The sequence below is a fragment of the Streptosporangium vulgare genome, assembly GCF_042428775.1.
GTDB classification, from domain to species: Bacteria; Actinomycetota; Actinomycetes; order Streptosporangiales; family Streptosporangiaceae; genus Streptosporangium; species Streptosporangium vulgare.
This window is the reverse complement of record NZ_JBHMBS010000006.1, coordinates 248,059-273,910: the sequence shown is the minus strand read 5'-3', so window position 1 is coordinate 273,910 and position 25,852 is coordinate 248,059. Positions and strand designations below refer to the sequence as shown.

Annotated in this window: 23 protein-coding genes; 12 read left to right on the top strand and 11 right to left on the bottom strand. The window is 69.8% G+C overall.

Translation table 11 applies throughout. The features are described from left to right. Positions 1 to 50: 50 nt before the first annotated feature. The 4 genes from rplI to rpsF form a co-directional block, all read right to left on the bottom strand. Positions 51 to 497, bottom strand: a complete 447-nt coding sequence (rplI, locus tag ACFFRH_RS15490) for a 50S ribosomal protein L9 (RefSeq protein WP_344744211.1) — start codon at positions 495 to 497, stop codon at positions 51 to 53. Between the two features lie 14 nt (positions 498 to 511). Then, positions 512 to 748, bottom strand: coding sequence for a 30S ribosomal protein S18 (rpsR, locus tag ACFFRH_RS15485; protein ID WP_012895699.1), 237 nt, complete (start codon positions 746 to 748; stop codon positions 512 to 514). A gap of 101 nt (positions 749 to 849) precedes the next feature. Continuing rightward, a complete protein-coding gene (locus tag ACFFRH_RS15480) occupies positions 850 to 1,407 on the bottom strand; it encodes a single-stranded DNA-binding protein (protein WP_344744212.1) in 558 nt (185 codons plus the stop codon). A 77-nt stretch (positions 1,408 to 1,484) separates the two neighbouring features. Beyond that, positions 1,485 to 1,775 (bottom strand): 30S ribosomal protein S6, encoded by a 291-nt coding sequence (gene rpsF, locus ACFFRH_RS15475; protein ID WP_030919721.1) that lies wholly within the window; start codon positions 1,773 to 1,775, stop codon positions 1,485 to 1,487. Between the two features lie 272 nt (positions 1,776 to 2,047). Here rpsF and ACFFRH_RS15470 point away from each other — a divergent pair, with 272 nt between their 5' ends. Then, positions 2,048 to 2,359 (top strand): hypothetical protein, encoded by a 312-nt coding sequence (locus ACFFRH_RS15470; protein ID WP_344744213.1) that lies wholly within the window; start codon positions 2,048 to 2,050, stop codon positions 2,357 to 2,359. Positions 2,360 to 2,430: 71 nt separating this feature from the next. On the opposite strand, the gene ACFFRH_RS15465 is transcribed toward ACFFRH_RS15470, so the two are convergent. Further along, positions 2,431 to 2,616: a hypothetical protein gene (locus tag ACFFRH_RS15465; protein ID WP_344744214.1), complete on the bottom strand. Its 186-nt coding sequence runs from the start codon at positions 2,614 to 2,616 to the stop codon at positions 2,431 to 2,433. Positions 2,617 to 2,711: 95 nt separating this feature from the next. Between ACFFRH_RS15465 and ACFFRH_RS15460 the strand changes: the two genes are divergently transcribed. After that, positions 2,712 to 3,470: a deoxyribonuclease IV gene (locus ACFFRH_RS15460; RefSeq protein ID WP_344744215.1), complete on the top strand. Its 759-nt coding sequence runs from the start codon at positions 2,712 to 2,714 to the stop codon at positions 3,468 to 3,470. Positions 3,471 to 3,604: 134 nt separating this feature from the next. Here ACFFRH_RS15460 and ACFFRH_RS15455 read toward each other — a convergent pair whose 3' ends face one another. From ACFFRH_RS15455 to ACFFRH_RS15445, 3 genes are all read right to left on the bottom strand, one after another. Beyond that, on the bottom strand, positions 3,605 to 4,801 hold the full coding sequence (locus ACFFRH_RS15455) for a putative hexosyltransferase (RefSeq protein ID WP_344744217.1): 1,197 nt from the start codon (positions 4,799 to 4,801) through the stop codon (positions 3,605 to 3,607). Between the two features lie 161 nt (positions 4,802 to 4,962). Next, positions 4,963 to 6,270 (bottom strand): glycosyltransferase family 87 protein, encoded by a 1,308-nt coding sequence (locus ACFFRH_RS15450; protein ID WP_344744218.1) that lies wholly within the window; start codon positions 6,268 to 6,270, stop codon positions 4,963 to 4,965. Next, positions 6,270 to 8,987, bottom strand: a complete 2,718-nt coding sequence (locus ACFFRH_RS15445) for a transglycosylase domain-containing protein (protein WP_386157115.1) — start codon at positions 8,985 to 8,987, stop codon at positions 6,270 to 6,272. Before ACFFRH_RS15445 ends, ACFFRH_RS15450 begins: the two co-directional genes overlap by 1 nt. 619 nt (positions 8,988 to 9,606) lie before the next feature. On the opposite strand from ACFFRH_RS15445, the gene ACFFRH_RS15440 reads away from it, so the two are divergent. Continuing rightward, positions 9,607 to 10,281, top strand: a complete 675-nt coding sequence (locus tag ACFFRH_RS15440; RefSeq protein ID WP_344744221.1) for a PadR family transcriptional regulator — start codon at positions 9,607 to 9,609, stop codon at positions 10,279 to 10,281. Positions 10,282 to 10,311: 30 nt separating this feature from the next. Beyond that, positions 10,312 to 11,391 carry an inositol-3-phosphate synthase gene (locus ACFFRH_RS15435; RefSeq protein ID WP_386157111.1) on the top strand — a complete coding sequence of 360 codons (1,080 nt, stop codon included), beginning with the start codon at positions 10,312 to 10,314 and terminating at the stop codon, positions 11,389 to 11,391. A gap of 146 nt (positions 11,392 to 11,537) precedes the next feature. On the opposite strand, the gene idi is transcribed toward ACFFRH_RS15435, so the two are convergent. Beyond that, positions 11,538 to 12,119: an isopentenyl-diphosphate Delta-isomerase gene (gene idi, locus ACFFRH_RS15430; protein ID WP_344744222.1), complete on the bottom strand. Its 582-nt coding sequence runs from the start codon at positions 12,117 to 12,119 to the stop codon at positions 11,538 to 11,540. 135 nt (positions 12,120 to 12,254) lie between these two features. Here idi and ACFFRH_RS15425 point away from each other — a divergent pair, with 135 nt between their 5' ends. Beyond that, on the top strand, positions 12,255 to 13,559 hold the full coding sequence (locus ACFFRH_RS15425; RefSeq protein ID WP_344744223.1) for an MFS transporter: 1,305 nt from the start codon (positions 12,255 to 12,257) through the stop codon (positions 13,557 to 13,559). 67 nt (positions 13,560 to 13,626) lie between these two features. On the opposite strand, the gene ACFFRH_RS15420 is transcribed toward ACFFRH_RS15425, so the two are convergent. Together ACFFRH_RS15420 and ACFFRH_RS15415 are read right to left on the bottom strand one after the other, a co-directional pair. Continuing rightward, a complete protein-coding gene (locus ACFFRH_RS15420; RefSeq protein WP_344744251.1) occupies positions 13,627 to 14,841 on the bottom strand; it encodes an adenosylmethionine--8-amino-7-oxononanoate transaminase in 1,215 nt (404 codons plus the stop codon). Positions 14,842 to 15,031: 190 nt separating this feature from the next. Next, positions 15,032 to 16,558, bottom strand: coding sequence for a CCA tRNA nucleotidyltransferase (locus ACFFRH_RS15415; protein WP_386157343.1), 1,527 nt, complete (start codon positions 16,556 to 16,558; stop codon positions 15,032 to 15,034). Between the two features lie 159 nt (positions 16,559 to 16,717). Here ACFFRH_RS15415 and ACFFRH_RS15410 point away from each other — a divergent pair, with 159 nt between their 5' ends. The 7 genes from ACFFRH_RS15410 (at position 16,718) to trxB (ending at position 25,840) form a co-directional block, all read left to right on the top strand. Continuing rightward, positions 16,718 to 17,239 carry a YbaK/EbsC family protein gene (locus ACFFRH_RS15410; protein WP_344744225.1) on the top strand — a complete coding sequence of 174 codons (522 nt, stop codon included), beginning with the start codon at positions 16,718 to 16,720 and terminating at the stop codon, positions 17,237 to 17,239. 46 nt (positions 17,240 to 17,285) lie between these two features. Further along, on the top strand, positions 17,286 to 19,406 hold the full coding sequence (locus tag ACFFRH_RS15405; protein ID WP_344744226.1) for a DUF6049 family protein: 2,121 nt from the start codon (positions 17,286 to 17,288) through the stop codon (positions 19,404 to 19,406). Between the two features lie 46 nt (positions 19,407 to 19,452). Next, the gene (gene murJ / locus ACFFRH_RS15400) at positions 19,453 to 21,057 is read left to right on the top strand and encodes a murein biosynthesis integral membrane protein MurJ (protein ID WP_344744227.1); all 1,605 of its coding nucleotides are present in this window, start codon (positions 19,453 to 19,455) and stop codon (positions 21,055 to 21,057) included. Positions 21,058 to 21,252: 195 nt separating this feature from the next. Further along, the gene (locus tag ACFFRH_RS15395; RefSeq protein ID WP_344744228.1) at positions 21,253 to 22,785 is read left to right on the top strand and encodes a protein kinase family protein; all 1,533 of its coding nucleotides are present in this window, start codon (positions 21,253 to 21,255) and stop codon (positions 22,783 to 22,785) included. Between the two features lie 114 nt (positions 22,786 to 22,899). Continuing rightward, positions 22,900 to 23,547 carry an RNA polymerase sigma factor SigM gene (gene sigM, locus ACFFRH_RS15390; protein ID WP_329088091.1) on the top strand — a complete coding sequence of 216 codons (648 nt, stop codon included), beginning with the start codon at positions 22,900 to 22,902 and terminating at the stop codon, positions 23,545 to 23,547. Next, positions 23,537 to 24,451, top strand: coding sequence for an RsmA family anti-sigma factor (locus ACFFRH_RS15385; RefSeq protein WP_386157103.1), 915 nt, complete (start codon positions 23,537 to 23,539; stop codon positions 24,449 to 24,451). The genes sigM and ACFFRH_RS15385 overlap by 11 nt, the downstream gene beginning before the upstream one ends. Before the next feature lie 453 nt (positions 24,452 to 24,904). Next, positions 24,905 to 25,840 (top strand): thioredoxin-disulfide reductase, encoded by a 936-nt coding sequence (gene trxB / locus ACFFRH_RS15380; protein WP_344744252.1) that lies wholly within the window; start codon positions 24,905 to 24,907, stop codon positions 25,838 to 25,840. Positions 25,841 to 25,852 lie beyond the last annotated feature (12 nt).

The following is a 25,852-nucleotide window of genomic DNA, read 5'->3' as shown; positions in this document are numbered from 1 at the left end:
CGAGGGCCCCTCCCCGCGAACGGGGAGGGGCCCTTGTCACACGGGGCCTGTCAGGCCGCGACGACCTCGACATCGAGGGACGCGGAGACCTCCGGGTGCAGCTTGACGCTGACCCGGTGGGAACCGAGGCTCTTGATCGCGGAGGCGATCTCGATGCGACGGCGGTCGAGCAGGGGGCCACCGGCGGCCTTGACGGCCTCGGCGACGTCACCCGTGGTGATGGAGCCGAAGAGGCGGCCGGACTCGCCGGCCTTCGTCTTCAGGACCACCTTCAGGGCCTGCAGCTGGCCGGCGACTTCCTTGGCGGTGCCGAGGTCGCGAATCTCGCGGGCGTCACGGGCCTTCTTGATCGAGGAGATCTGCTTCTCGCCGCCGCGCGTCCAGAGGATCGCGAAGCCGCGGGGAAGCAGGTAGTTGCGGCCGTAGCCACTCTTGACCTCGACGATGTCGCCGGGGGCGCCGAGGCCGGTGACCTCACTGGTGAGAATGAGCTTCATCTGTCCGGACCTCCTTAGCGCGCGGTGCTCATGTACGGCAGGAGCGCCATCTCACGAGCGTTCTTGATAGCGGTCGCCACGTCACGCTGGTGCTGGGTGCAGTTGCCCGTCACCCGGCGGGCACGGATCTTGCCGCGGTCGGAGATGAACTTCCGAAGCAGCGCCGTGTCCTTGTAGTCGACGTAGGAGATCTTGTCGTGGCAGAACAGGCAAACCTTCTTCTTAGGCTTGCGCAGTGCCGGCTTGGCCATCGTGGTGCTCCTTTCAGAGCCCCGCCGTCAGGCGGGAATGGTCGCTGCGGATATGGACTGGGATGTCGGGACGCGGTCGTGGCCGTCCCGGAGGAGCGTCCCTAGAAGGGCGGTTCGTCGCTGAAGTCGCCGCCGCCGAAGCCGCCGCCACCCTGCTGCTGACCGCCGCCGCCCCCGTAGTTGTTGCCGCCGCCGCCGGAGAAGCCGCCACCTTGCGGTGCGGCCGGCGCCGCGGAGGCCCACGGGTCGTTGGCGGGGCCGCCACCGAAGCCGCCACCGCCACCGCCCTGACGGGCGGTCTTGTTGACCTTGGCGGTCGCGTTTCTCAGGGAGGGGCCGACCTCGTCGACCTCAACCTCGTAAACGGTGCGCTTCTCGCCTTCCTTGGTCTCGTAAGACCTCTGGCGGAGCCGTCCCTGAACGATGACCCGCATGCCACGCTGGAGGCTCTCGGCGGCGTTCTCCGCCGCCTGCCGCCACACGTTGCAGGTCAGGAACAGGCCCTCGCCGTCTTTCCACTCGTTGGTCGTCTTGTCGAGGAACCTCGGAGTGGACGCGATGCGAAACCGGGCCACCGCTTGCCCCGTGGGGGTGAAGCGCAGCTCCGGATCGTCGACGAGGTTGCCGACGATGGTGATCGTGGTGTCGCCTGCTGCCATGGCTAGCGCTGCCCTTCCTGCGGCCTTCGCTGGTTATCGGCTCAGAGTACGGCTGCCGCCCGACAAAATGCCGGAGATTAGTGCACGTCCGGGCGCAGGACCTTGGTGCGCAGGATTCCCTCGTTGAGGTTCATCTGCCGGTCGAGCTCCTTGACCGTGGCGGGCTCGGCGCTCAGGTCGATGACGGCGTAGATGCCCTCGGGCTTCTTCGCGATGTCGTAGGACAGCCTGCGGCGACCCCACACGTCGACCTTCTCCACGGTGCCGCCGTCGTTGCGGACGACCGTGAGGAACTGGTCGAGGGAAGGGGCGACCGTACGCTCATCGAGCGAGGGGTCAAGAATGACCATCACTTCGTAACGGCGCATGCTGACTTCCAACCTCCTCTGGACTCTTGCGGTCACGACACCGTGCCGTGACAGGAGGACGCTGACGTACGCCACCTCGGGCTCCCATTTCGGCGCTCGGGGTGGAGGGTGGGCCATGACACACCCATTCGACGTAGCCGTGCCAGCCTACCAGTCCGGCAAGGGTTGGGCCGTCACCTCGCCGGGCACGTCCCCATCAGGGGAAACGGGCGCGTTCTCACGGGAACGCGCCCCTTCGCGGGGAACGGGGAACGGGGAAAGGGGCGGTGGAGATGTCACGCACGTCCGGACGCGGCCGGAGCGGGCCGTCCCGGTTCAGGCTGAACAGCGACGGGCGGCGCCACCCTCTGGAGAACGTGCTGAGCGTCGGCACGGTCCTCTGCGGGCTGGTCGCCTTCGTGGCCGGGTTGTTCCCCGCGGCGCACTCCGTCGCGTCGTTCCTGGGGGTGCTGGGGTTCTTCGGCGGCCTCTACTCCCAGTACGTCTCCGCGACGACGCCGGAGCGCGCGCTGAACATCGTGGGCATCGTGGCCTCGTTCGTCGGTGTGGCCTTCGGCATCCGCAACGGGGGTTTCCTCCCGTAGCGCCCCGAACCTGACGAGGGCCACACCGGCGAGGGCCGGGCCGGATCACGCGGCGCGCGGGCGGGGAACGGCTAACCCGCCAGGCGCAGGTCCACGCCCAGCAGGACGAGGAACCACAGGAAGACCGCGAGCAGGGCCTCGGCGATGTCCTTCAGGAGCGCGGGGGTGATGTAGTCGTACACCCAGGCGACGTAGATGCCGATCAGGATGTAGATGAGGCCGATGAGACTGATCCCTCTGCGATAGCGAGCAGCCACTTGGAACTCCTTGGGGTTGGCCCGTGGGGGCGGGCGGTGGGGCGCGACCTGCGACTGCCCGAGCCCTCGGCGTTGAAACGGCTACTCTCGGATACATGCCGCTTATCGGAGCTCATGTCGATCAGGACGACCCGCTGGCGCATGCCAGGGCGCGCGGCGCCGAGGTCGTGCAGTTCTTCCTCGGTGACCCGAAGGGGTGGAAGGCCCCGGTCATCGGCGAGAAGACGCGGGAGATCAAGGACTCGGACGTGGAGGTCTACGTCCACGCCCCCTACGTGATCAACGTGGCGACCGTCAACAACCGGGTGCGCATCCCCAGCCGCAAGCTGCTGAGCGCGCACCTCGCGGCGGCGGCCGAACTGGGCGCCCGGGGGCTGATCGTCCACGGCGGGCACGTCGGCGCCGGAGACGATCCGCAGAAGGGCTTCGACAACTGGCGCAAGGTGTTCGAGCGCCTGGAGGAGCACGAGGTCCCGGTGCTCATCGAGAACACCGCGGGCGGCGGCAACGCGATGGCGCGCAAGCTCGACCGCATCGCCCGGCTGTGGGAGGCGCTCGACGGCTTCGACGTGGGCTTCTGCCTCGACACCTGCCACGCCCACGCGGGCGGCGAGGACCTGGCGGACGTGGTCGAGCGGGTCATGGCGATCACCGGCAGGATCGACCTCATCCACTGCAACGACTCGCGCGACGCCTTCGACTCCGGCGCCGACAGGCACGCGAGTCTCGGCGCGGGTCAGATCGACCCCGAGCTCATCCTGGGGGTGTGCCGGAGCGCGAACGCCCCGATCGTGGTGGAGACCCCCTTCGACGGCCAGGCCGAGGACATCGCCTTCCTCAGGACGAAGCTCTAGGAGCTCCAGGGGCTCCAGGGGAAGGCTCCGGGGAGGCTCTGGCGAGACTCCGGGACGAGAATTGATCCACAGCCTGTGGATAACTTCATGGGATTACTTTTCCCGGAGAGTGGGTAAGGGGCGTTCCCCGCGGCTCAGCCCACCCAGGCCCCGTCGGCGAAGATCAACACGTTGAGCGCCATCAACGGGCCCACCACCAGGGCGTAGACGATGATGATCCATCGTCGCCACGGCGCCGGTCCGCCGCTCGCCCTGGCGATGAGGATGAAGAGGGGCCACCACAGCAGCGCCGAGCGCGGGACCGACAGATAGTAGGCGGAACACAGCAGGGCGCCCACCTGGAGCCCCACGTAGACGAGCTCGCTCCATCTCCGCAGGTAGAGCAGGACCAGCACGAGCACCACCCCGACGATCGCCCCCGCGATCTCCAGCCGGAACGCCCAGGCGGTTCGCCCGTCGCCCGCGGTCGCGCCCAAGGTCGTGATCAGCGACTCCCAGGGCCACACCATGTGGCGCCCCCAGCCGGCCTCCTGCGCGGTCTTCCAGGCAAGCCAGTCGCCCGTACGGGAGTACTGGTAGGCGGAGTAGAGCGCCAGCGGCACGAACGGGAGGAGCAGCCACGCCGCCTGCCGTAGGGGCCGCCTGCGGACGAGGAATTCCACGATCAGCGCGACGGCGAGGAACAGGCCGGTGATGCGCACGCAGGAGGCGCCCGCCGCCAGGGCCGCGGCGAGCGGCCAGCGGCCCTGACGCGCCGCGAGCCAGGCGGGGACGGCGAAGGCGAGGAAGAGCGACTCGCTGTAGCCCGCGAACAGGAACACCGCCATCGGCCAGAGCAGCAGCGCCAGCACCGCGCGCCCGCCGGTCCCCTCCGGCCCCTCGAACTCGGCCAGCCTGGCGAGCGCCGCCATCGCGACGGCACCGGCCACCAGGGAGATCAGCAGACCGGCGAGCGTCCAGTCGTCGATCACGAGATGCACCGCGCGGAGCATCAGCGGCATCCCGGGGAAGAAGGCGGGCAGTCCCCTGTCGGGCTCGCTGCCCGGGACGCCGTCGTAGCCGTGCTCGGCGATGGTGATGAGGAGGTTCGCGTCCCAGTTGCGCCAGCGCTCCAGGAACGGCTTCGGTACGGCGTCCCCCTCCATCAGCGCCTGGGCGCCGACGACGACCAGGACGACGATTCCCAGCCGGGAGGCCAGCCAGAGCAGCAGCCCCTCCGTCGCGGTGTCACGCGGAGGGGTGTCGCTCGGAGTGGTGTCCTCCGGGGAGGGGGCGTGTGGAGGGGTGTCGCTCGGAGGGGTGTCGGGTAAGGGAGCGGCAGGAGTGGTCACAAGGTCGGATTGTCCCGGATCATCGCGGCGGACCGCCAGACTCGAACGCGCGCCGAACAGCCTCACTCCGCCTCCCGCCACCTCGCCGGACCCGCCGGGTGCCCGGCGGACCCGCCGGACCCGCCGGGCGCGGACGCTCGGCGGGTCCGGCAGGTTCGGCGCTAGGAGAGCGCGAGCCGGAAGCGGTCGGGTGCCCCGTCGAAGACGCCGCCCGCCTGGTCGTCGGTCCCGTCCTCGCGGACCACGTCCTTGTCCGGGACGAAGATGTCCCGTACGACGAACGCCATCATGATCAGAATGGTGATCACGCGACCCCACACGGCGGTGAAGTAGGTGTCTCCCGCGATGCCCAGGGCCTCGTTGCCCGGCTGGATGCCGACGAGGTACAGCCAGATCGCGAAGAAGTACCAGCACTCGGCGAGCTGCCAGAGGGCGATCGGCTTCCAGCCCGGCCTGGCCAGCACCGCGAAGGGGATCAGCCAGAGCACGTACTGCGGCGACCACACCTTGTTGGTCAGCATGAACGCCGCCAGGGTGAGGAAGCACAGCTGCATCAGGCGGGGACGGGTCTTCGCCGTCAGGGTGATCACGGCGATCGCCAGGCAGAACGCGGCGAGCGAGACGATGCCCAGCTTGTCGAGGAGTTCGGAGTCACCCAGGATCGGCCACTGCTTCTGGTTGAAGAAGTACCAGATGGAGCCCCAGTCGGCCGGTCGCTCCTGGCTGAAGACGTAGAACCGCTTCCAGCCGTCGAAGGCGAAGACCATGATCGGCACGTTGACGACGAGCCAGGCGCCCGCGACGCCGCCGATCGTCTTGAGGAACGGCATCCACCTGCCGGTGCGCAGCGTCAGCAGGAACAGCGGGCCGAGGAACATCAGCGGGTAGAACTTGGTGGCGATCGCCAGGCCGAGCAGGATGCCCGCGAGCCACTGTTTCCGCTTCGACCAGGCGAGCAGCGCGCCCAGCGCGAGGGCGTTGGCCGCCAGGTCCCAGTTGATGTACGCGGTGAGGATCAGCGCGGGGGCCAGGGCGTACCAGAGCGCGTCCCAGCGCCTGGCGGGACCAGCCAGCGTGGCCATCAGCAGCACGCCGACGACCAGGCAGATCGCCATGAGGATGACGGTGAGGTCGTAGAACGCCGTCCCCTGGTCGCTCATCGGGGTGACGATCCGGCGGAAGAACTCCATGATCCCGCCGATGCCGACGGGGTACTCGACCGGATAGTCGAAATAGGGGATCTTGCCCTCGTTGAGCTTCTCGTTCCACCACAGGGGATAGATGTCGGTGTAACAGAAGTTCGTGAACTGCAGGGTCCCGTGGTTCCACGCCCCCTCGACGCGGCACGGCCACTTCCAGAACCAGGCCAGGACCGCCCCCAGCCCCGCGAACAGGGCCAGGGGCACGTACGGGATGGCCCGGGTACCGAACTCGGGCAGCGGGCTCCGCGGCGAGAGGAGGTTCTTCATCAGGGACGTCGTCCGCTCGGGGAGGGGGTCGGGACCAGGGCCGCGGCCGGCACGCCGGGGGCGCCGACCGCGCCCGGCGCGCCGTTCTGTTCCAGTTCGTTCGGCGGACCGTTGCCCGGATCGCCGTCGGTGCCGACGTCGCACGAGCCGTCCCAGGGCAGGCACTCGCGGCCGTCGGGCTCGCCCTGCTCGCCGCCGCCGCCGTCGTTGTTGTTGTCGTTCGGCCAGCCGCCGTCGTCGCCGTTCTCGTCGGGGAACGGGTTGGTGTCCTCCATCGTCGGCGTCGGGGTGGGCGTCGGGGTGGGGGTGACCAGGTTGTTCCGCGTGCCGGTGTTGGCCCTCGGCGGGAACTGCAGGACCTCGTCCTTGGCGGTCACGGCCTGCATGTAGTCGTGCCAGATCAGGGTCGGGGTGCCGCCGCCGCCGATGAAGGAGGGCATGGGCTCCTCCTTCCAGAGGAGGTTCTCGTCCTTGATCTTCCTGTTCGGCAGGCCGTACTTGTCGACCTTGAGCTTGCGCGTCCCGGCCCTGTTGTAGGGCACGTCCTTGGACATGCCGACCGCGGTGACGATCTGCGGGGTGAAGCCGACGAACCAGGCGTCCTTGTAGCCGTTGTTCGTGCCGGTCTTGCCGGCCACCGGCCGGGTACCGAGGTTGGCGGCGCCGCCGGTGCCGCCCCTGACGACGGCCTGCAGCGCGACGGTCGTGTCGGCGGCGGACTCGGGGGTGATGACCTGCCGCTCGACGATCTGCTCGGGGAGCACGACTCCGCCGTCGACCGTGGTCACCTTGGTGATGGTGTGCCAGTCGAAGTGCTTGCCCTCGTTGGCGAAGATCCCGTAACCGGCGGCCTGCTCGACCGCGGTGACCGAGGCACTGCCGATGGTGACCTGGTACTTCTGCTCCTCGACCGCGTAGTCGACCGCGTTCTTGCCCGCGTAGGCGGGGTTGTCCTTGGCCTTCTCGCCGACCCCCGCCAACTTGGCGATCCTCGCCACCTCCTGGAGGGTCACCTCCTTGCCCATCTGCACGAAGACGGTGTTGACCGAGCTGGCCATGGCCTTGACCATGTCGATCGGCCCGAACGCGGCGTTCCCTGAGTTGCTGATCGGGGTGGTGCCGGGCATCTTGATCGTCCGCATGCCGTCGACCAGGCTGTCGAGCGACTTGTCGTTCTCCAGCCAGGCCGCGAGCACGTAGGGCTTGAACGCCGACGCCGCCTGCTTGGTGGAGTCGAAGGCACGGTTGTTGAAGTCGTTGACGAAGTCGTCGCCGCTGTAGAAGGCGAGCACCCGGCCGTTCTTCGGGTCCACCGAGGCCAGCCTGGCGTGGATGGTCGGCTCCAGGCTCGCTGTGCGGGCCTTCACCGCCTTCTGCGCCTCCTTCATCATCTTCTCGTCGAAGGTGGTGTAGACCTTGTAGCCCTCGGTGTCCAGGTCCTCCTGCTCGATGCCCCGCCCCTTGAGCTCCCGCAGGACGATGTTGAGCATGTAGCCCTTGAGGCCCTTGTAGGTGTTCGCGGCCTTGGCCTTCTTGAACTTCAGGTCCTCGAAGGAGCTTCCCGCGTACTTGCCGTACGCGGCGGGATCGAGCTCTCCCATGTTCTTGATCGCGGCACCGAACCGCCACTTGATCGCGGAGTAGTCGCCCTTCTTCTCCTGGGCGTCGAAGGCGCTCGGGTTCTGGACCCGGGCGGCCAGGTAGGCGCCCTCCGGCACGGTCAGCTGGCCGACGTTCTTGCCGAAGAACGTCTTCGCGGCCGCCTGGATGCCGTACGCGCCGTGACCGAAGTAGACGAGGTTGAAGTACTCCTGAAGGATCTCGTCCTTGGTCTTCTCCTTGCTCAGCTTGACCGAGACGAAGATCTCCTTGATCTTGCGCTGGATCGAGACCTCCTGGCTGAGGCCCTCGTAGTAGCCGCGCGCCATCTGCTGGGTGATGGTCGAGGCGCCCTGGAGCTGGGTGCCGCTCACGGTGCTCCACAGCGATCGGGCCATGCCCGCGATGTCGATGCCGCTGTCGGTGCGGAAGGTCTGGTTCTCCAGGGCGATCACCGCGTCCTGGACGTGCTTGGGGATCTGCTCGAGCTTCACCGGGACGCGCTGGACGCCGAGCCGCGCGATCGGGGTCTTCTTGTCGCGGTAGTAGATCACGCTGCCCCGGTCGTCCGCGCTGGCCTGCGTGGAGTTGGGGATGGGCGTGTTGGCGTAGGCGACCGCGATCATGCCGAAGACGCCCGCGCTGAGCACCACGAAGCTGGCCATGACGATCTTCCAGTTGGGCAGGAAGCGCGTCCACCTCTTGGCCTGGGGCTCGTCGTCGTCATCGGGACCGCCGCCCCCGGGGCCTTCGGGTCCCTCGGGGCCGCCGGGTCCGCCCGCGGCGGGACCGCTCGCGCCGCGCCCGCGGCGCCTGCGCCCGCCCTCGCCCGGCCTCGAACCGGCGGAACGCCCGCCGCCCGCCTGGGCGGCGAGCATCGACTGGGTGTCCTCGAAGGCGGCCTCGGCGCGGCGGCCGGTCGGGTCGGTGTCACGGCGGCGCTGGGGCGTCCCACCGGGACCACCGGGACCACCGGGAGCGGCAGGGCCACCGGGGCCGCCGGGGCCGCCGGGGCCGCGCTGCTGCATGCCGCCGGGGGCGCCCGCGTCGCGCCTCGGCGGTCCGCCGGGCTGCTGGGACGCGGCGCCGGGGTAGGGCATCCCGCCGGGCTGGGGCATCATCGCGGTCCGGGGATCGGCTCCGGCTCCCTGCGGCGGCCGGCCCTGCGGTGCCTGGCGGGAAGAATCCCAGCCGGCGGTGGTTTGGGGGTTTTGCGAGGGGGGGACTGCACGGGGAGCGGCTCCTGGGCTTGAGCGACGGCGCCGCCCCTGGCGAGCCGATCCGTCGGCGCCCTCCTGGCGCCCGTCCGGCTCCGGGTCATTGCTGTGGCTGTAACTCACGCGTCCTCGTTCGGTCATCGGGGTCTACGACGGCGTGCAGGCGGGCGAGACTACCTCCTGATCACCGGAGACCTCGCCGCCTTGGCTCACTGGTAGCCGGCCTATTCGGGTGGATCTCCATTCCCGGGGACGAACGAGATCGCCAGGTGGTTCGAGCAACAACCTTGGCAGACCTCTCCCGCGTTGACGCGGAATTCCCGGTATTGAGAAGCGGTCCACGCCGCGCGGGGGCCCTGTCCCACCACCGCCTGCTGTGACCACATACGCGCCAGACTACGGCTTTTTGCGGTTTGCTCCCAACCTCTTGGGAAAGTCGCTGATTGCAGCCTTATGTTGAATGGACGTATCCTGTCGATGTATCGGTTCGATACATCGACGCGAGAGGTGGTGGTTTCCAGTGGCCGGCGGACGTGGCGGCGTGCTGGAGCTGGCCGTGCTCGGGTCGTTGCACGAGACCCCGCTACACGGCTATGAGCTGCGCAAACGGCTCAACGCCCTGCTCGGTATGTTTCGGGCGTTCTCCTACGGCTCCCTCTACCCGTGCCTCCGTCAGTTGCTCACCGACGGGCTGATCGTCGAAGACGGCGACGCCGCCGCGGCCACCACGGCCGCCGACAGCGCCATCGTGCTCCCCGGCCGCCGTTCGAAGATCGTCTACAAGCTGACCGCGGAGGGCAAGGAACGCCTGCAGGAACTCCTCACCCAGGCCGGCCCGTCCGCCTGGGAGGACGAGAGCTTCGGCGTGCATTTCGCCTTCTTCAGGCACACCGAGGCCGAGGTGCGCCTGCGCATCCTCGAAGGTCGCCGCAGCCGGCTCGAGGAACGTCTGGACGCCGTGCGCACGGCACTCGCCCGTACGCGCGAACGGCTGGACAGCTACACCCTCGAGCTCCAGCGTCACGGTCTGGAGTCGGTCGAACGCGAAGTGCGCTGGTTGAATGAGCTGATCGCCACCGAACGGCGAGCATCGCCGCCGGAGGGGGAACGGCGGCCCGCGCGAGATGAGACGTCCAGGGCGCCCGCGCCAGGGACGGGCACGACGGGGCGGCACGCCACCCCGGAAGAGAACTGACCACTGAGAGAACAAAGGGGAGCGAGTGCCATGGGTTCGGTGCGCGTAGCCATTGTCGGTGTAGGCAACTGTGCCACGTCGCTCATTCAGGGCGTGCACTACTACCGGGACGCCGACCCCGGTGCCCGGGTGCCGGGCCTGATGCACGTCAAGTTCGGCGACTACCACGTCGGCGACGTGGAGTTCGTCGCGGCGTTCGACGTGGACGCCAAGAAGGTCGGGCGTGACCTGTCCGAGGCGATCGTGGCCTCGGAGAACAACACGATCAAGATCTGCGACGTGCCGCCGCTCGGCGTGACGGTGCAGCGCGGCCCCACCTACGACGGCCTCGGCGAGTACTACCGGGAGATGGTGGAGGAGTCCGACGAGGCCCCGGTCGACGTCGTCCAGGTTCTCAAGGACAGCGAGGTCGACGTCCTCGTCTCCTACCTGCCGGTGGGCTCGGAGGAGGCCGACCGCTTCTACGCCCAGTGCGCCCTCGACGCGAAGGTCGCCTTCGTCAACGCGCTGCCGGTGTTCATCGCCTCCGATCCCACGTGGGCCCAGAAGTTCGTCGACGCCGGCGTCCCGATCGTCGGTGACGACATCAAGTCGCAGGTCGGGGCGACCATCACGCACCGCGTGATGGCCAAGCTGTTCGAGGACCGCGGTGTCGAGCTGCTCCGCACGTACCAGCTGAACTTCGGCGGCAACATGGACTTCATGAACATGCTGGAGCGCAAGCGCCTGCAGTCCAAGAAGATCTCCAAGACCCAGTCGGTCACCTCGCAGATCCCGCACGAGATGCAGAAGGCCGACGTGCACATCGGCCCGTCGGACCACGTGCCGTGGCTCGACGACCGCAAGTGGGCGTACGTGCGCCTGGAGGGCAGGTCCTTCGGCGACACTCCCCTCAACCTGGAGTACAAGCTGGAGGTCTGGGACTCCCCCAACTCCGCCGGCATCATCATCGACGCGGTGCGGGCCGCCAAGATCGCCCTTGACCGGGGCATCTCCGGGCCGATCCTGTCGGCCTCCTCGTACTTCATGAAGTCACCGCCGGAGCAGTACTCCGACGACGAGGCGCGCGACTACGTGGAGAAGTTCATCCGCGGCGAGGTCGAGCGCTGACCTGCCGGCGTCGCACGACGACCGAACGGTAGACGGCGAGAGCCCCCGGCCCACATGGGCCGGGGGCTCTCGCCGTAGGACGGTCGCCGGTATGAGGGCCCCTCACGCCGCCAGGGCGGGCGGGCCGGCGGCGGACGGGGTGACGGTCAGCGGGCGGCGGGCGGGAGGTCGGCGGGGTCGGCGGCCCGCCAGGTGAGCGGGTCGGCGCCGAGCTCGACCAGCTGGGGGACCTGCTCGCGGCACCAGGGGGAGATCGGCAGACGGTCGCCGATCACCCCGTCGGTGAACTCCTTCCACGGCATCCAGCGGACGTCGTCGACCTCGTCGGGGTTGGGCGCCGCCTCCGAGGTCACGAGCACCCGGTAGACCGGGCACAGCTCGCGCTCGACGGTGCCGTTGTCCATGACCGCGCGGTAGGAGAAGCGGGGCAGGAGGAGATCGACCTGGCCGGCCGCGAGGCCCAGCTCGTGGGAGAGCCTGCGGGTCACCGCCTCGGGAAGCGGCTCGCCGGGCAGGGGGTGGCCACAGCAGCTGTTGGTCCACACCCCCGGCCAGGTGATCTTGTGCAGTGCGCGGCGGGACAGGAGGACCCGGCCCTGCTCGTCGAACACGTAACTGGAGAAGGCCAGGTGGAGGGGAGTGTCGAGACCGTGCACCGTGGCCTTGGCCGCCGTGCCGATCGCGTTTCCCTCGGTGTCGACGAGCACAACGTGTTCATCAGGTGTCACTCGACCGAGGGTACGTGATCATGTCGGTTTACCGCGCCCCCTAAGTGAAACGTAGGCAAAGGTACTAAATGTCCATTTGGCTAATCAGGGATGTACCCGATGCCCGCGCAGGGCGGTCGCACATAGGCTGAGCGCGTGTCCTTCGTATCCGATCTACGCGTGGTCCTGGAAGGTCGGGACTTCCGGAGGCTGTACGCGACCCGCCTGGTCTCGCAGTTCTCCGACGGGATCTTCCAGTTCGCCGTGGCCGGGTTCGCGTTCTTCAGCCCTGAGAAGAGCACGAGCGCGGTGGAGATCGCCGCCGGGCTGGCCGTGCTGCTGCTGCCGTACTCGATCCTGGGCCCCTTCGTCGGGGTGTTCATCGACCGCTGGTCGCGGCGGCAGATCCTGGTGATCGCGCCGCTGGTCCGCGGGGCGCTGCTGCTCGCCGCGGCGGCGCTCGTCGCCGCGGACGCCCCCGACGGGATCTTCTACGCCGCCGCGCTCGGCGTGCTCGGGGTGAACCGCTTCTTCCTGTCCGCGCTGGGGGCCTCGCTCCCGCACGTCGTGCCCGCCGACCGGCTGATGGTGGCCAACGCCGTCACCCCGACCTCCGGCACCGTTCTCACCTTCGTGGGCATCGGCGCCGGCTACCTGCTCCGGGCGGTCTTCGGCTCCGGTCACCCGGGTACGGCGGTGCTGCTGGTCGTCTCCGGTCTCGTCTTCGGGCTCAGCGCGCTCATCTCCATGACCATGGGCAGGCGGCTGCTCGGTCCCGCCTACGACCCCGACCGGCCGCAGGCTCGCGAGGCCGTGCGCCACGTGCTGACCGGCCTGGCCGACGGCGCGCGACACCTCGCCCGGCACCGGGCCGCCGCCGCGGCGATGGGCGCGATGGCGACCCACCGGTTCATGTACGGCATGTGCACGGCGATGCTCGTGCTGCTGTCGCGCTACTACTTCGCCGAGAACGCCGAGGACGCGCTGAACGCGGTCTCCATCGTGGTCGCCACCTCGGGGGTCGGCTACTTCCTGGCCATCCTGGTCACGCCGTGGGCCACCGAGCGCTTCGGCATCGAGCGGTGGGTCCCGGCCATGCTGGTCACCGCCGGGGTGCTGACGCTGGCGCTCTGCGCGCCGTTCCAGCAGTGGGGGTTCGCGGCCGCGGGCTTCGTCCTCGGCATCGCCGGGCAGAGCATCAAGATCTGCGCCGACACCGCCGTCCAGCGGGACCTGCAGGACGCCTACCTCGGCCGGGCCTTCTCCATCTACGACATGCTCTTCAACGGCAGCTACGTGCTGGCCGCGGCCCTGGCGGCGGCGCTGCTCCCGCCGGACGGCAGGTCGCTGCTCGTGCTGGTGGTCATCGCCGCCGGATACGTCGGGGGCGCGGTGATCTACCGGATCGTCACGCCGGCCCGGGTGGTCGAGCCGCTGCCGTCGTCGCCGTCGTCACAGTGACCGGGCCACCGTCGTCGCCGTCGCGCCCCTCACGGTGACCGAGTCGCCGTCACCGTGACAACGATCCTCACAGTGACCGGGCCGCCGCCGTCATCGCCGTGGTGACCCTCTCCAGGTCGCCGTCGCCGATCGAGTAGGGCGGCATCGCGTAGATCAGCCGTCCGAACGGGCGGAGCCAGACACCGTGCCGCATGACGAGGGCCTGGACGGCGGGGACGTCGACGGGCTCGCGGGCCTCGATCACCCCGATCGCGCCGAGGACCCGCACGTCCCTCACCCCGGGTGCCTCCGCGGCCCCGGCCAGGCCCGCGAGGAGACCGGCCTCGATCCGGCCGACCTCCTCGCGCCACGGGCGCTCCCGCAGGAGCTCCAGGGAGGCGCTCGCGACGGCCGCGGCCAGCGGGTTGCCCATGAAGGTCGGCCCGTGCATCAGCACACCGACGCCCCTGGCCACCCGCTCGGTGCACAGCGTCGCGGCCAGCGACATGTAACCACCGGTCAGGGCCTTGCCCAGGCACATGATGTCGGGCCTGATCCCGGCGTGGTCGCAGCCGAACAGCTCCCCGGTCCTGCCGAAGCCGGTGGCGATCTCGTCGGCGATCAGCAGGACGCCGTGCTCGTCGGCCAGCTCGCGGAGCAGCCGCAGGTAGGCCGGGTGGTAGAAGTGCATGCCGCCCGCCCCCTGGACGACCGGCTCCACGATGATCGCGGCCAGCTCGCCGGCGTGCCGGGCGACCAGGTCCGTCAGCCGGGCCGCGTAACCCTCGTCGTACTCGCGCGGCGGCCGGTCGGCGAACACGTGCTCGGGCAGCACGCCGGAGAACAGGTGGTGCATGCCGTTGACCGGGTCGCAGACCGACATCGCCCCGAAGGTGTCGCCGTGGTAGCCGCCCCTCACGGTGAGCAGCCGTCCCCTGCCGGTGAACTGGAAGGCCATCTTGATCGCGACCTCGACGGCGACCGACCCCGAGTCGGCGAGGAACACCTTCGGCAGCCCGGTCATCGAGGCGAGGGTGGCGGCCAGCCGCACGGCGGGCTCGTGGGTGAGCCCGCCGAACATGACGTGCGCCATGTCCTCCAGCTGGTCCTTCAGCGCCCGGTTGAGCCGGGGGTGGTTGTAGCCGTGGATCGCCGCCCACCAGGACGACATGCCGTCGACCAGCTCGCGCCCGTCGGCGAGCGTCAGCCGCACCCCGTCCGCGCGGGAGACGACGTGCGGCGCCACCGGCTGGGGGGTGGCCGCGTAGGGGTGCCACACGTGCTCACGGTCGAGCAGGGCGATCTCCGCGCCCCCGGCCCTCTCCGTGGTCCTGCTCGTCTCCGTGATCCCGGTCGCCTCCACGCCCCCGGCCCTCTCCGCGGTCCCGGCCCTCTCCGCGGTGCCGCCAAGGCCGCCAAGACCTCCGAGACCGCCGAGATCGTCGCGGCCCGGCCTGGAGCCGAGGCCGTCAAGGTCTCCGGGGTCTCCGAGGTCAGGAGCGCCGTTCAGAGTCCACCTCACCGGCGACCTCGCCCACCTCACCACCGATGCCACCGATGCCACCGATGCCACCGACACCGCTCACACCGCTCACAACGCCGATGCGACCGGTCACCGCGGCCACCCCGTCCACCCCGTTCGCCCGTGCCCACTCGCGGAGGGCGTCCGAGGCGGCCTCCTTGCCGAGGACACCCTGGTCGAGGCGCATCTCCAGCAGGAACTTGTAGGCGCGGCCCACGAGGGGACCCGGCGGGACGCCGAGGAGCTCCTGGATCTCGTTGCCGTCGAGCTCGGGGCGGATCTTGCCGAGCTCCTCCTCCTCGGCCAGCCGGGCGATGCGCTCCTCCAGCTGGTCGTAGGTCTGCGACAGGGCCTGGGCCTTGCGCCGGTTGCGGGTGGTGCAGTCGGCGCGGGTCAGCTTGTGCAGGCGCTCCAGCAGGTGCCCGGCGTCACGGACGTAGCGGCGTACGGCCGAGTCGGTCCACTCGCCCGTTCCGTACCCGTGGAAACGCAGGTGCAGCTCCACCAGGCGGGAGACGTCGGCCACCACGTCCTTGGGGAACTTCAGCTCAGCCATGCGCTTCCTGGCGAGCTGGGCGCCGACCACCTCGTGGTGGTGGAAGGAGACCCGGCCGCCGGGCTCGTGGCGGCGGGTCTTCGGCTTGCCCACGTCGTGCAGGAGCGCGGCCCAGCGCAGGATCCGGTCGGGACCGCTCTCCTCCAGGTCGATCGCCTGCTCCAGCACGATCAGCGAGTGCTCGTAGACGTCCTTGTGCCGGTGGTGCTCGTCGATCTCCAGACGGAGCTTGGGCACCTCGGGCAGCACGTGGTCGGCGAGCCCGGACTCGACGAGGAGCCGCAGGCCCTCGCGGGGGTGGTCGCCACCGATGAGCTTGTCCAGCTCTTCGCGGATGCGCTCGGCGGAGACGATGTCGATCCTGTCGGCCATCGCGCCCATCGCGGCGAGCGCCGCGGGGTCGACGGCGAAGCCGAGCTGGCTGGCGAACCTGGCCGCGCGGAGCATCCGCAGCGGGTCGTCGCCGAAGGAGCGCTCGGGGGGGCCCGGGGTGCGCAGCACCTTGGCGTGCAGGTCGTCGAGGCCGCCGTGCGGGTCGACGAACTCGCGGGACGGCAGGCGCAGCGCCATCGCGTTGACCGCGAAGTCGCGCCGGGCCAGGTCGCCCTCCAGCGTGTCGCCGTAGGCCACGTCGGGCTTGCGCGACTTGGGATCGTACGACTCACTGCGGTAGGTGGTGATCTCCAGCAGCCACCCGCCCTTGCGGACGCCGACGGTGCCGAAGTCGATGCCGATCGTCCAGATGGAGTCGGCCCAGTCGCGGACGAGCTCCAGGACCGTCTCGGGCCTCGCGTCCGTGGTCAGGTCGAGATCGTTGCCGATCCGGCCCAGGAAGACGTCGCGTACGGAGCCGCCGACGAGGGCGATCTGGTACCCCCTGGCGGCGAAGAGCTCGCCGAGCTCGTCCGCCACGGGTGCGATCTTCCGGAACAGCTCGCTCATGCCGTGGCGCTGGCTCTGGGTCAGATTTGAAAGGGACAAGCCGGGTAGGTCCTTCGGTTACGGAACATGTTCCCCTGCGGGGATACACCTGAAGCGATCACCAGGTTACGGTCGGTCAGGGAACCTCGGGGACTGTGCGTCGAGGCAAGGAGCACACACATGAAGGATGCGCTCGCGATCCACCGCTGGCTCCTCGCACACCAGGTCCATCATGAGATCGTACGCCTTCCGCGCGCGATGACGTGCTCGGACGAACTCCCCGAGGTGCTGTCGGCGAGTCCCGAGATCTGCCTGGGAGTCACCGTCCTGGAGGTCACGACGCGAATCGGCCGCGAGCCCGTGGCGGTCGTCACCTCCGTCGACTCCCCGCCGCGCCCCGGCGTGATCGGCGGCATCCTGGAGGCCCGGCGGGTCCGGCCGGCCTCGGCCTTCACCGTCAACTCCGCCACCGACTACGCCTCGGGCCTGGTCTGCCCGCTGCTCCTGCCCCCCACCCTCACCGTGCTGGTGGACGAGCGACTCACCCGCACCGCCACACCCGTTTACGTGCCCACCGGAGAGCGTCGTACGGCGCTCCTGATCCGTACCGACCATCTGCTCACACTGGTGTCGGGAAAGATCGTCGACCTGACCCGGCATCGCTCCCACAGGGAACCGGCGACCTTTCCTCTCGCCGGTTAGGCCATAGCATTACCGGCGTGCGCCGTACTCGACCCCTGGCCGGCACGTGATCCACAAGGCCGCGATCCTCGCCCTGCTCGCCACCACGCTGCTCGTTCCCGCGGCCGTGGTCGTTCCGGGTACGGCGAACGCCCGGACGACCTCGGTGAGCCGGGCGGGCCTCCAGGTCGTGCTGGAGGCGATCGGCCCCGACGCCCCCCGTGACCCGACCACCGAGATCAAGCTGTCCGGCTCCCTGGTCAACTCGGGCGCCGAGCCCCTGAACGGGCTGCGCGTCCAGATGCGTTACTCGCCCCAGCCGTTCGCCAGGCGCGCCGACATGGAGGCCTACCAGGCGGGGCAGACCCTCCCGAGCTCGTGGTGCTGCCAGAGTTTCGTCCAGGCGCCGATCGCGCCCGCGGGCAAGCTGCCGTGGGAGTTCTCCTTCACGCCGCAGGAGCTGAAGTTCTCCGGCTTCGGCGTCTACCCGGTCATGGTCGAGGTGCTCGACTCCTTCGGGCAGCAGGCCGGCAGCCTGCGCACCACGGTCACCTACATGCCCAGGGAGACCAGGGTCGCCCGCACCCGGCTCGCCACGGTGCTGCCCATCGTCGACCAGCCGCGCCGGGCCGGCGACTCCGTCTTCCTTGACGAGGGCCTGCCCGCGGCCATGGCCCCCGGCAAGCGCCTGGGCAACCTGCTCAAGATCGCTCAGGACACGTCGTCGGCCAAGGGCCTCACCTGGATCGTCGACCCCGCCCTGCTCGACGACGCGCGGGCCATGGGCGGCCCGCACACGGTCAGGGTCAAGGACCGCTCCCAGGAGCGCCCCGCGACCCCCGAGGCCGCCCAGTGGCTGAGCGACCTCCGCGAGGCCGTCGCCGACCACCCGGTGGTGGCCACCCCGTACGGCGACCCCGACGTGGCGGCGCTCGCCCACAACGGTTTCGACGACGCCACACGGACCGGGATCTCCGCGGCCGCGATCGTCGCCAAGCAGACCCTCGGCCGTGACGTGATCACCAACGTGAACTGGCCGGTGGGCGGCCTGATCGACTACGACGGGCTGGACCTGCTGGCCACCGGCGGCGTCGGCACCGTGCTGCTGAACGTGCTGAACCTGCCACCGGCGATGCCTCCGGTCACCACCCCCGACGCCTCGGCGACCCTGGACAGCGTGAACGGCCCGATCACCGCCCTGGTCGCCGACGCGGCGCTGAGCGAGACGGTCGGCGCCGACACCTCCGCCCCCGGCTCGGCGCTGACGAACCGCCAGCGGTTCATCGCGGAGACGGCGATGATCAGCTCGGAGCCCGGCATCTCGGCCAGGACGGTGATCGCCGTCCCGCACCGCCGCTGGGACCCCGACCCCGACTACGTGACCGATCTGATCGAGACGGCCGCCACCCTGCCCTGGCTGGCACCCGTCACGCTCGACACGGTCAAGCGCGGCAAGGGCACCCCGGTCCAGCGGTCCGGCCTGACCTACACCGACCAGGACCGCAAGCTGGAGCTCTCCAAGCAGTACCTGACGGGCGTCAAGAAGGTCGGCGCCCGCGCCGACCTGACCGCCGCGATCACCACCGCCCAGGACCTCGACGCCTTCGACCTGGCGCTGCTGCGCCTGACCTCCTCCGCCTGGCGCGGCAAGACCGGCAACGCCGCGCCGTACGTCCAGCAGCTCGCCGAGGCGATCGACGGCCGGATCGCCATGGTGAACATCACCGGCAGCGAGCAGTCGCGGCTGCGCACCCTGGCCGGCAGCAACGGCGACGTGCCGATCAGCGTGCGCAACGGGCTGAGCGGCGAGAACAGCAGGATCGCGGTCCGGCTCAGGGTGACCTCCGACCAGCCCGACCTGCTCAAGATCGAACCGTACGAGGACAAACTGGAGATCTTCGGCGGCCAGAACCAGACCATCCGGATCCCGATGACCTCGAAGGAGAGCGGCCAGTCGACCGTGACGGTCCAGCTCACCACCGAGGACGGCCGCAAGTACGGCAAGCCGATCGAGCTGACCGTGCGGACGACCGGCTACACCGGGGTCGCCCTGGTGATCGTGGGGGCGGCTCTCGTGGTGATGCTGGCGGCCGTCGTCCTGCGCGTCCTGCGCCGGCGGGGCCGTCGTCGCCCCTCGGCGACCCCGCCGCCGGAGCGCGAGCGCGAACCCGCCGGCACCGAGTCGTGAGCGCCCGGCGCTCCGAGCACCCCGAGCACCTAGCGAAGGAAAGCGCATGAGCAGGGTCCTGCGCGCGAGCGCGATCATGGCGGCGGGGACGATGGTCTCCCGCGTCACCGGCTTCGTCCGGACGGCGGTGCTCGCCGCGGCCATCGGCACCTTCGCGCTGGGCGACGCCTACAACGTGGCCTACACGATCCCGCTCATCCTGTTCGACCTGCTCATCGGCGGGATCCTGAGCAGCGTCGTGGTCCCGATGATCATCAGGCGGCAGAAGTCCGACCCTGACGGCGGCCGGGCCTACGAGCAGCGCCTGATGACCCTCGGGGTCGTCACGCTGACGCTGATGGCGCTGGTCGCGGTGGCGCTGGCCAGGCCGCTGATCGGCCTCTACAGCGCCGACTGGAACGCGGAGAAGACCGAGGTCGCGGTCACCCTGGCGCGGTACATCCTGCCGCAGATCGCCTTCTTCGGGATCGGCGCGATCGCGGGCGCGATCCTCAACACCCGCGACAGGTTCGCCGCGCCCATGTGGGCGCCGGTGCTGAACAACATCGTGATGATCGGCGTCGCGGTCGTCTACTACCTGAAGCTGGGCGGCTCGGGCACCGACATCGGTACCGTGACGGACGGCGACCTGCTGCTGCTCGGCCTCGGCACCACCGCGGGCATCGTGGCCCAGTGCCTGGTGCTGGTCGTCTCGCTGCACCGGGTCGGCTTCCGCTTCCGGCCCCGGTTCGACCTGCGCAACGCCGGTCTCGGCGAGATGGGCCGGACCGCGTCCTGGACCTTCGCCTACGTCGGGATCAGCCAGCTGGGCTTCCTGATCACCACCAAGCTCGCCTCGGGCGCCGGTGAGCGCGCCCCCGGTGCCGGCAACTCGGCCTACGCCTACGCCTACCAGTTCTTCCAGCTCCCGTACGGGATCATCGCGGTCTCGGTGATCACCGCGATGCTGCCCAGGATGAGCCGGGGGGTGGCCGACGGGCAGCTCGACACGGTCCGCGAGGAGTTCGCCTCTGGGGTGCGGCTGGTGTCGGTGCTGCTGGTGCCCGCCGGGCTGCTGCTGATGGTGCTGGGCCCCGCGGTGACCGTGCTGATCTTCTCGTGGGGCAACATGACCGTCGACTCGGCGGTCTACATCGGCAACGTGCTGCAGGTCTTCGGGCTGGCGCTGGTGCCGTTCTCGATCTTCCAGCTGCTGCTGCGGGTCTTCTACTCCTTCGGCGACACCCGCACCCCGGTGTTCCTCGCCCTCGGCAACGTGGCGGTGAACGCCACGCTCAGCCTCGGGGCCTACTACGCCCTGCCCCCCCGGTACATCGTGATGGGCCTGGCCTTCGCGTTCACCGTCGCCTACGTGGTCGGCGCCGCGGTCGCCTGGATCCTCGCGGCGCGCCGGGTGGGGGGCCTGGCGGGGCGCAGGGTGGCCGCCGGGCTGTCCCGGATGTACCTGGCCGCGCTCCCCTCGGCGGCGCTCGCGCTCGGCGTCCTGTGGCTCACGCAGGAGCTCACGGGGCTGGACGCGCTGAGCGCGGCCATCATGCTGGCGGCGGGCGGCGGACTCGGTATGGTTCTTTACTTGGCGATCGCCCACCGGATGCGCATCCCCGAGGTGAGTTCGATCGTTGGAATGGTGGCAGGACGGGTAGGCCGGTAACCCAAAGACTTGTCTCAAACGTCTGACAAGACGAACACGGGCGGAACCGGCGCGGGACTACCATGGTGCGACGCGTGTGGTGACATGCGGCTAATGGAAGCAGGAGGGCGTGGGCGGATCCACCCAGCATCGTGTGATGTGTCGTGATGTGCTGACCGGGCATGGTGCTGTCGTGTTCTCAGGTACGGGGTCCTCGTGAGTTCCCCCGCCGTCGAGCCCGGCACCAAGCTGGCCGAGCGTTTCCGGCTCGAGGACCGCGTCCACGAGTCGGGCGGGGCCACGCTGTGGAAGGCCATCGACGAGGTGCTCGCCAGGCCCGTCGCCGTCCACACCTTCGATCCCGACTTCCCCCGCCTGAACGAGGTCGTCACGGCGGCCAGGGTGGCGAGCCGGCTGACCGACCCCCGTCTCACCCAGGTCTTCGACGCGACCGAGGACGACGGCCACTCCTACGTCGTCAGCGAGTGGGTGAGCGGCGAGTCCTTCGGCGACATGATCGCGGGCGGGCCGCTCGACCCCGAGCGGGCCGCCGCGATGGTCGCCGAGGCCGCGGAGGCGCTGGCCCACGCGCACGAGGCGAACCTCGCCCACCTCTGCCTCACCCCCGACCACCTGGTGTGGACGGCCGGCAGCACGGTCAAGCTGCTCGGCCTGGGAGTCGACGCGGTCCTGGACGACGTGACGAGCGACGACCCCGCCCGCGAGGACGCCGAGGGCCTCGCCCGCCTGCTGTACGCCGGGCTGACCGGCCACTGGCCGGGTGACGAGCAGAACGGCGCCGGTCTGCCCGTCGCGCCCATGGGTGACGGGCACTTCTGCACGCCGCGCCAGGTCACCGCGGGTGTCCCCGGTTACCTGGACGCCATCGTCTGCCGGGCGCTGCTGCCGGAGACCAGGCGCGGGCTCGAACCGCTCACCACGCCCGCCGAGGTCGCCGAGGCCCTCGCCTCGGTGTCGCGGCCCAGTCCCCTGCCGATGCCGACGCCGATGCCCATGACGGCGCTGCCTGTGGCGGCCTCCCGATCCGAGGGCGTCGACACGGCGGCGCCCCAGCGCCACACGCCCGCACCCCAGCACCACCAGAACCAGCACCACCAGAATCAGCACCGCCCGATGCCCCGCCAGGGCGGCATGGTCAACAAGGTCGCCATGACCGTCGTCGTGCTGCTGGTGATGGTGGCCGTCGGCCTGGGCGCCTGGACCCTCGGCCGCAGCATCGGCAACGCCGGCACCCCGGTGCCCGGCGAGGAGAGCACCACGCCCACGCCGACCGCGGCCGTCGGCACCCGGGAGGTGAAGCCCTCCTCGGTCACCGGCTTCGACCCGCTGGGCGACAACGAGGAGCGCGGCGAGCTCGCCATCAACGCGACCGACGGCAAGGAGTCCACCGACTGGCACTCCGAGTCGTACGACTCCGCCGACTTCGGCCGGCTCAAGACGGGGGTGGGCCTCCTGCTGGACATGGGCGAGAGCGTCCCGGTCAAGCAGGTGACGGTCAACTTCGGCGGCACCTCGGGAGGCACCGTGGAGCTCAGGGTCGGCGACTCCCCGCAGCTCGACGACCTGTCCGTGCTGCAGAAGGTCAACGGAGTCTCCGGCAAGAAGACGTTCACCGCGGAAGCCCCGAAGAAGGGCCGCTACGTGCTCGTCTGGTTCACCAAGATGCCCACCTACCAGGGGAAGTACCGCGGACAGGTGCTGGACATGAAGGTCCTCGCGACCAAGTGAAACCGCTCCGATTTGATCTGTTTTACATGGCTTCTTGCAGATCATCCGAGAATTCGTGGCACCATCTATCCCGTAGAGGTGTTCTCCCCGGATCGGTATAGCAGGACTCTCCTTGTGAATTCCCCACCCGAGACCCCGCCAGCGGCGGACGAGCAGACGGCGAAGGCCCCCGTGTCCGACGCCGACCTGCTCACCCGGCACATCGCCGGGGATCCGCACGCCTTCAGTGAAATAGTCAAGCGACATCGAGACCGCATGTGGGCGGTCGCCCTGCGCACACTGGGCGATCCCGACGAGGCGGCCGACGCCGTTCAGGACGCCTTCGTCTCGGCCTACCGCAAGGCCGGGAGCTTCCGCGGCGAGGCGGCGGTGACCACGTGGCTGCATCGCATCGTGGTCAACGCGTGCCTCGACCGCATGCGCAGGAAATCGGTGCGCCCGGTGGCCGACGACGAGCTCGTCGAGGCCGCGGAGCGCGAGACCCCGGTGCTCGACCAGACGGCCGAGCGCGAGGTGTCCATGGAGGTCTCGGCGGCCCTGAAGCTGCTGCCCTCCGACCAGCGCGCCGCGCTGGTCCTCGTGGACATGATGGGCTACTCGGTCGAGGACGCGGCCCAGGTGCTGGAGGTGCCGAGCGGCACGGTGAAGAGCCGATGCGCGCGCGGAAGGGCGAAACTCGCCCCGATTCTTTCCCATTTACGGAACCGATCAGACCTGTCTCGCGTCTCATCCGCGAAGGGAGCAGAACTTCGTGACGGGTGATACGCACTACGACCTGGAGATCTTGGCCGAACTGGCCGAGGGGCTCCTCGACGCCGCCACGGCCATGCGGGTACGCGAGCATCTCGCGATCTGCGATCCCTGTGGTGAGAGCCTCGCCGACCTCGCGGCAGTTCGCGAGGTACTGGCGGCGACCCCTACACCGGCGATGCCGATGGGAGTCGCGCTGAGGATCGACCGCGCGCTGGCCGCCGAGGCAGATAGCTTCCGTGGAGGTGGAGTGGGCCTGGTGGAAGCACCGGCCTGGGACGACATAATGCGCGACGCGCCGTGGGAGACGTCCTCTCCCGCAGAACCGGCGCCATGGGAGACGGCCCCCCGGAGGGCCCCGCTCCCGGAGAAGGAGCCAGAGCTTGAGCCGGTGCGGCTGGGGGTCGTCGGCGACGACGGCACCGTGGTCCCGGTGGTCCCGGCCAGGCGTCGTGGCACGAACCGGCGGCGCCGGTGGGCGATGCCCGCCGCGGCGGCGGGCGTGGCCGCGGCGGTGATCGGCGCGACCGCGCTGGCGACCGGGACGCTGACGGCGTCCGGCCCGGACCACGTGCCGGCGATCGCCCAGCCCGCGCCGGCGGACACGATCCAGTACTCGCTGACCGACAGCAACTGGAACTACACCGACGCGGAGCTGCGCGGCTCGCTGCTCGACTACATCAGCCCCGGAACCATCGTCGGGACGACCGAGAACTCGGGGATCGACAAGTGTGTCCGGCAGGTGTCGGCGCAGGTCGGCCTCTCGCCCTTCGCCGTGGACCAGGGGTTCTACAACGGGCAGGAGGCCAACATCCTGCTCTTCTGGCAGGACCAGGCCAAGAACACGGTGCGCGTCCACGTCGTGGGCCCGCAGTGTGAGAACGTGCGCAAGCCCGGCCTCGCACACTGGGAGTGAACGGAGCGGATCGGCCCCGGGTGACCTCGACAGGCCACCCGGGGCCGATCCGTGGTGAGACCCAGGTGATCGCTGACAGGATCCCAGGATCACGGTGAGACCTCCTGGACGACCCGCTGACGGAGGTCCCGAGGAACCGCGGTGAGACGCCCGGGACGACCGGTGACAGGAGCCCCGGGAAACCACGGTGAGACGGGTGACAGGAGTCCTGGGGAACCACGGTGAGACGTCCGGGATGATCGCCGGGAATGGCCGGTGGCAGGAATCCCAGGGTGATCCGCGACGGGTAATCCGTTCCCAAAACCCCCGCCCCCGCCGTGGGTGCCCGGCATGGATTCGTCCGTGCGGGGCTTTCCGGTTCCACCGGGGGATCCGTCACCGCGCCGGGCGGGAATCACCGGCCCCTAGGATCTGTTGACGCCGGTGGCATCGACAGAGGGAGAGGCGCGAGCACTGATGGACGTCCGAAATGTGATCATCATCGGGTCGGGTCCGGCGGGTTACACGGCGGCCGTGTACTCCGCGCGTGCAGAGCTGAATCCGCTGGTCTTCGAGGGGTCGGTCACCGCCGGTGGCGCCCTGATGAACACCACCGAGGTGGAGAACTTCCCCGGCTTCCCCGGCGGCATCATGGGCCCCGACCTGATGGACGGGATGCGCAAGCAGGCCGAGCGGTTCGGTGCCGAACTGATCGCCGACGACGTGGTCGAGGTCGACCTGGCCGCCACCCCGAAGGTCGTCAAGACCGCCACCGACACCTACTACGCCACCTCCGTCATCCTGTCGATGGGCTCGGGCTACCGCGAGCTGGGCGTGCCCAACGAGAAGCGCCTGTCGGGCCACGGGGTCTCGTGGTGTGCCACCTGTGACGGGTTCTTCTTCCGCGGCCAGGACATCGTGGTCGTCGGCGGCGGGGACACCGCGATGGAGGAGGCGATCTTCCTGACCCGGTTCGCCGCCTCGGTGACCGTGGTGCACCGTCGCGGCGAGCTGCGCGCCAGCAAGATCATGCAGGATCGGGCGTTCGCGAACGAGAAGATCCACTTCCTGTGGGACAGCGAGGTCGTCGACGTGCTGGGCGAGACCAAGGTGAGCGGGGTGCGGGTGCGCAACCTCAAGACCGGCGCCGAGGCGGAGCTGGCGGCCACCGGCCTGTTCATCGCGATCGGGCACGACCCGCGCACCGAGCTGGTCAAGGGCCAGATCGAGCTGGACGACGAGGGCTACATCAAGGTCGACGCGCCCTCGACACGCACGAACCTGGACGGTGTCTTCGCGGCGGGCGACGTCGTCGACCACACCTACCGTCAGGCGATCACCGCCGCCGGCACCGGTTGCGCCGCCTCGCTCGACTCCGAGCGCTGGCTGGCCGAGCACCACGGCGCGTGACGACCGCGCGTG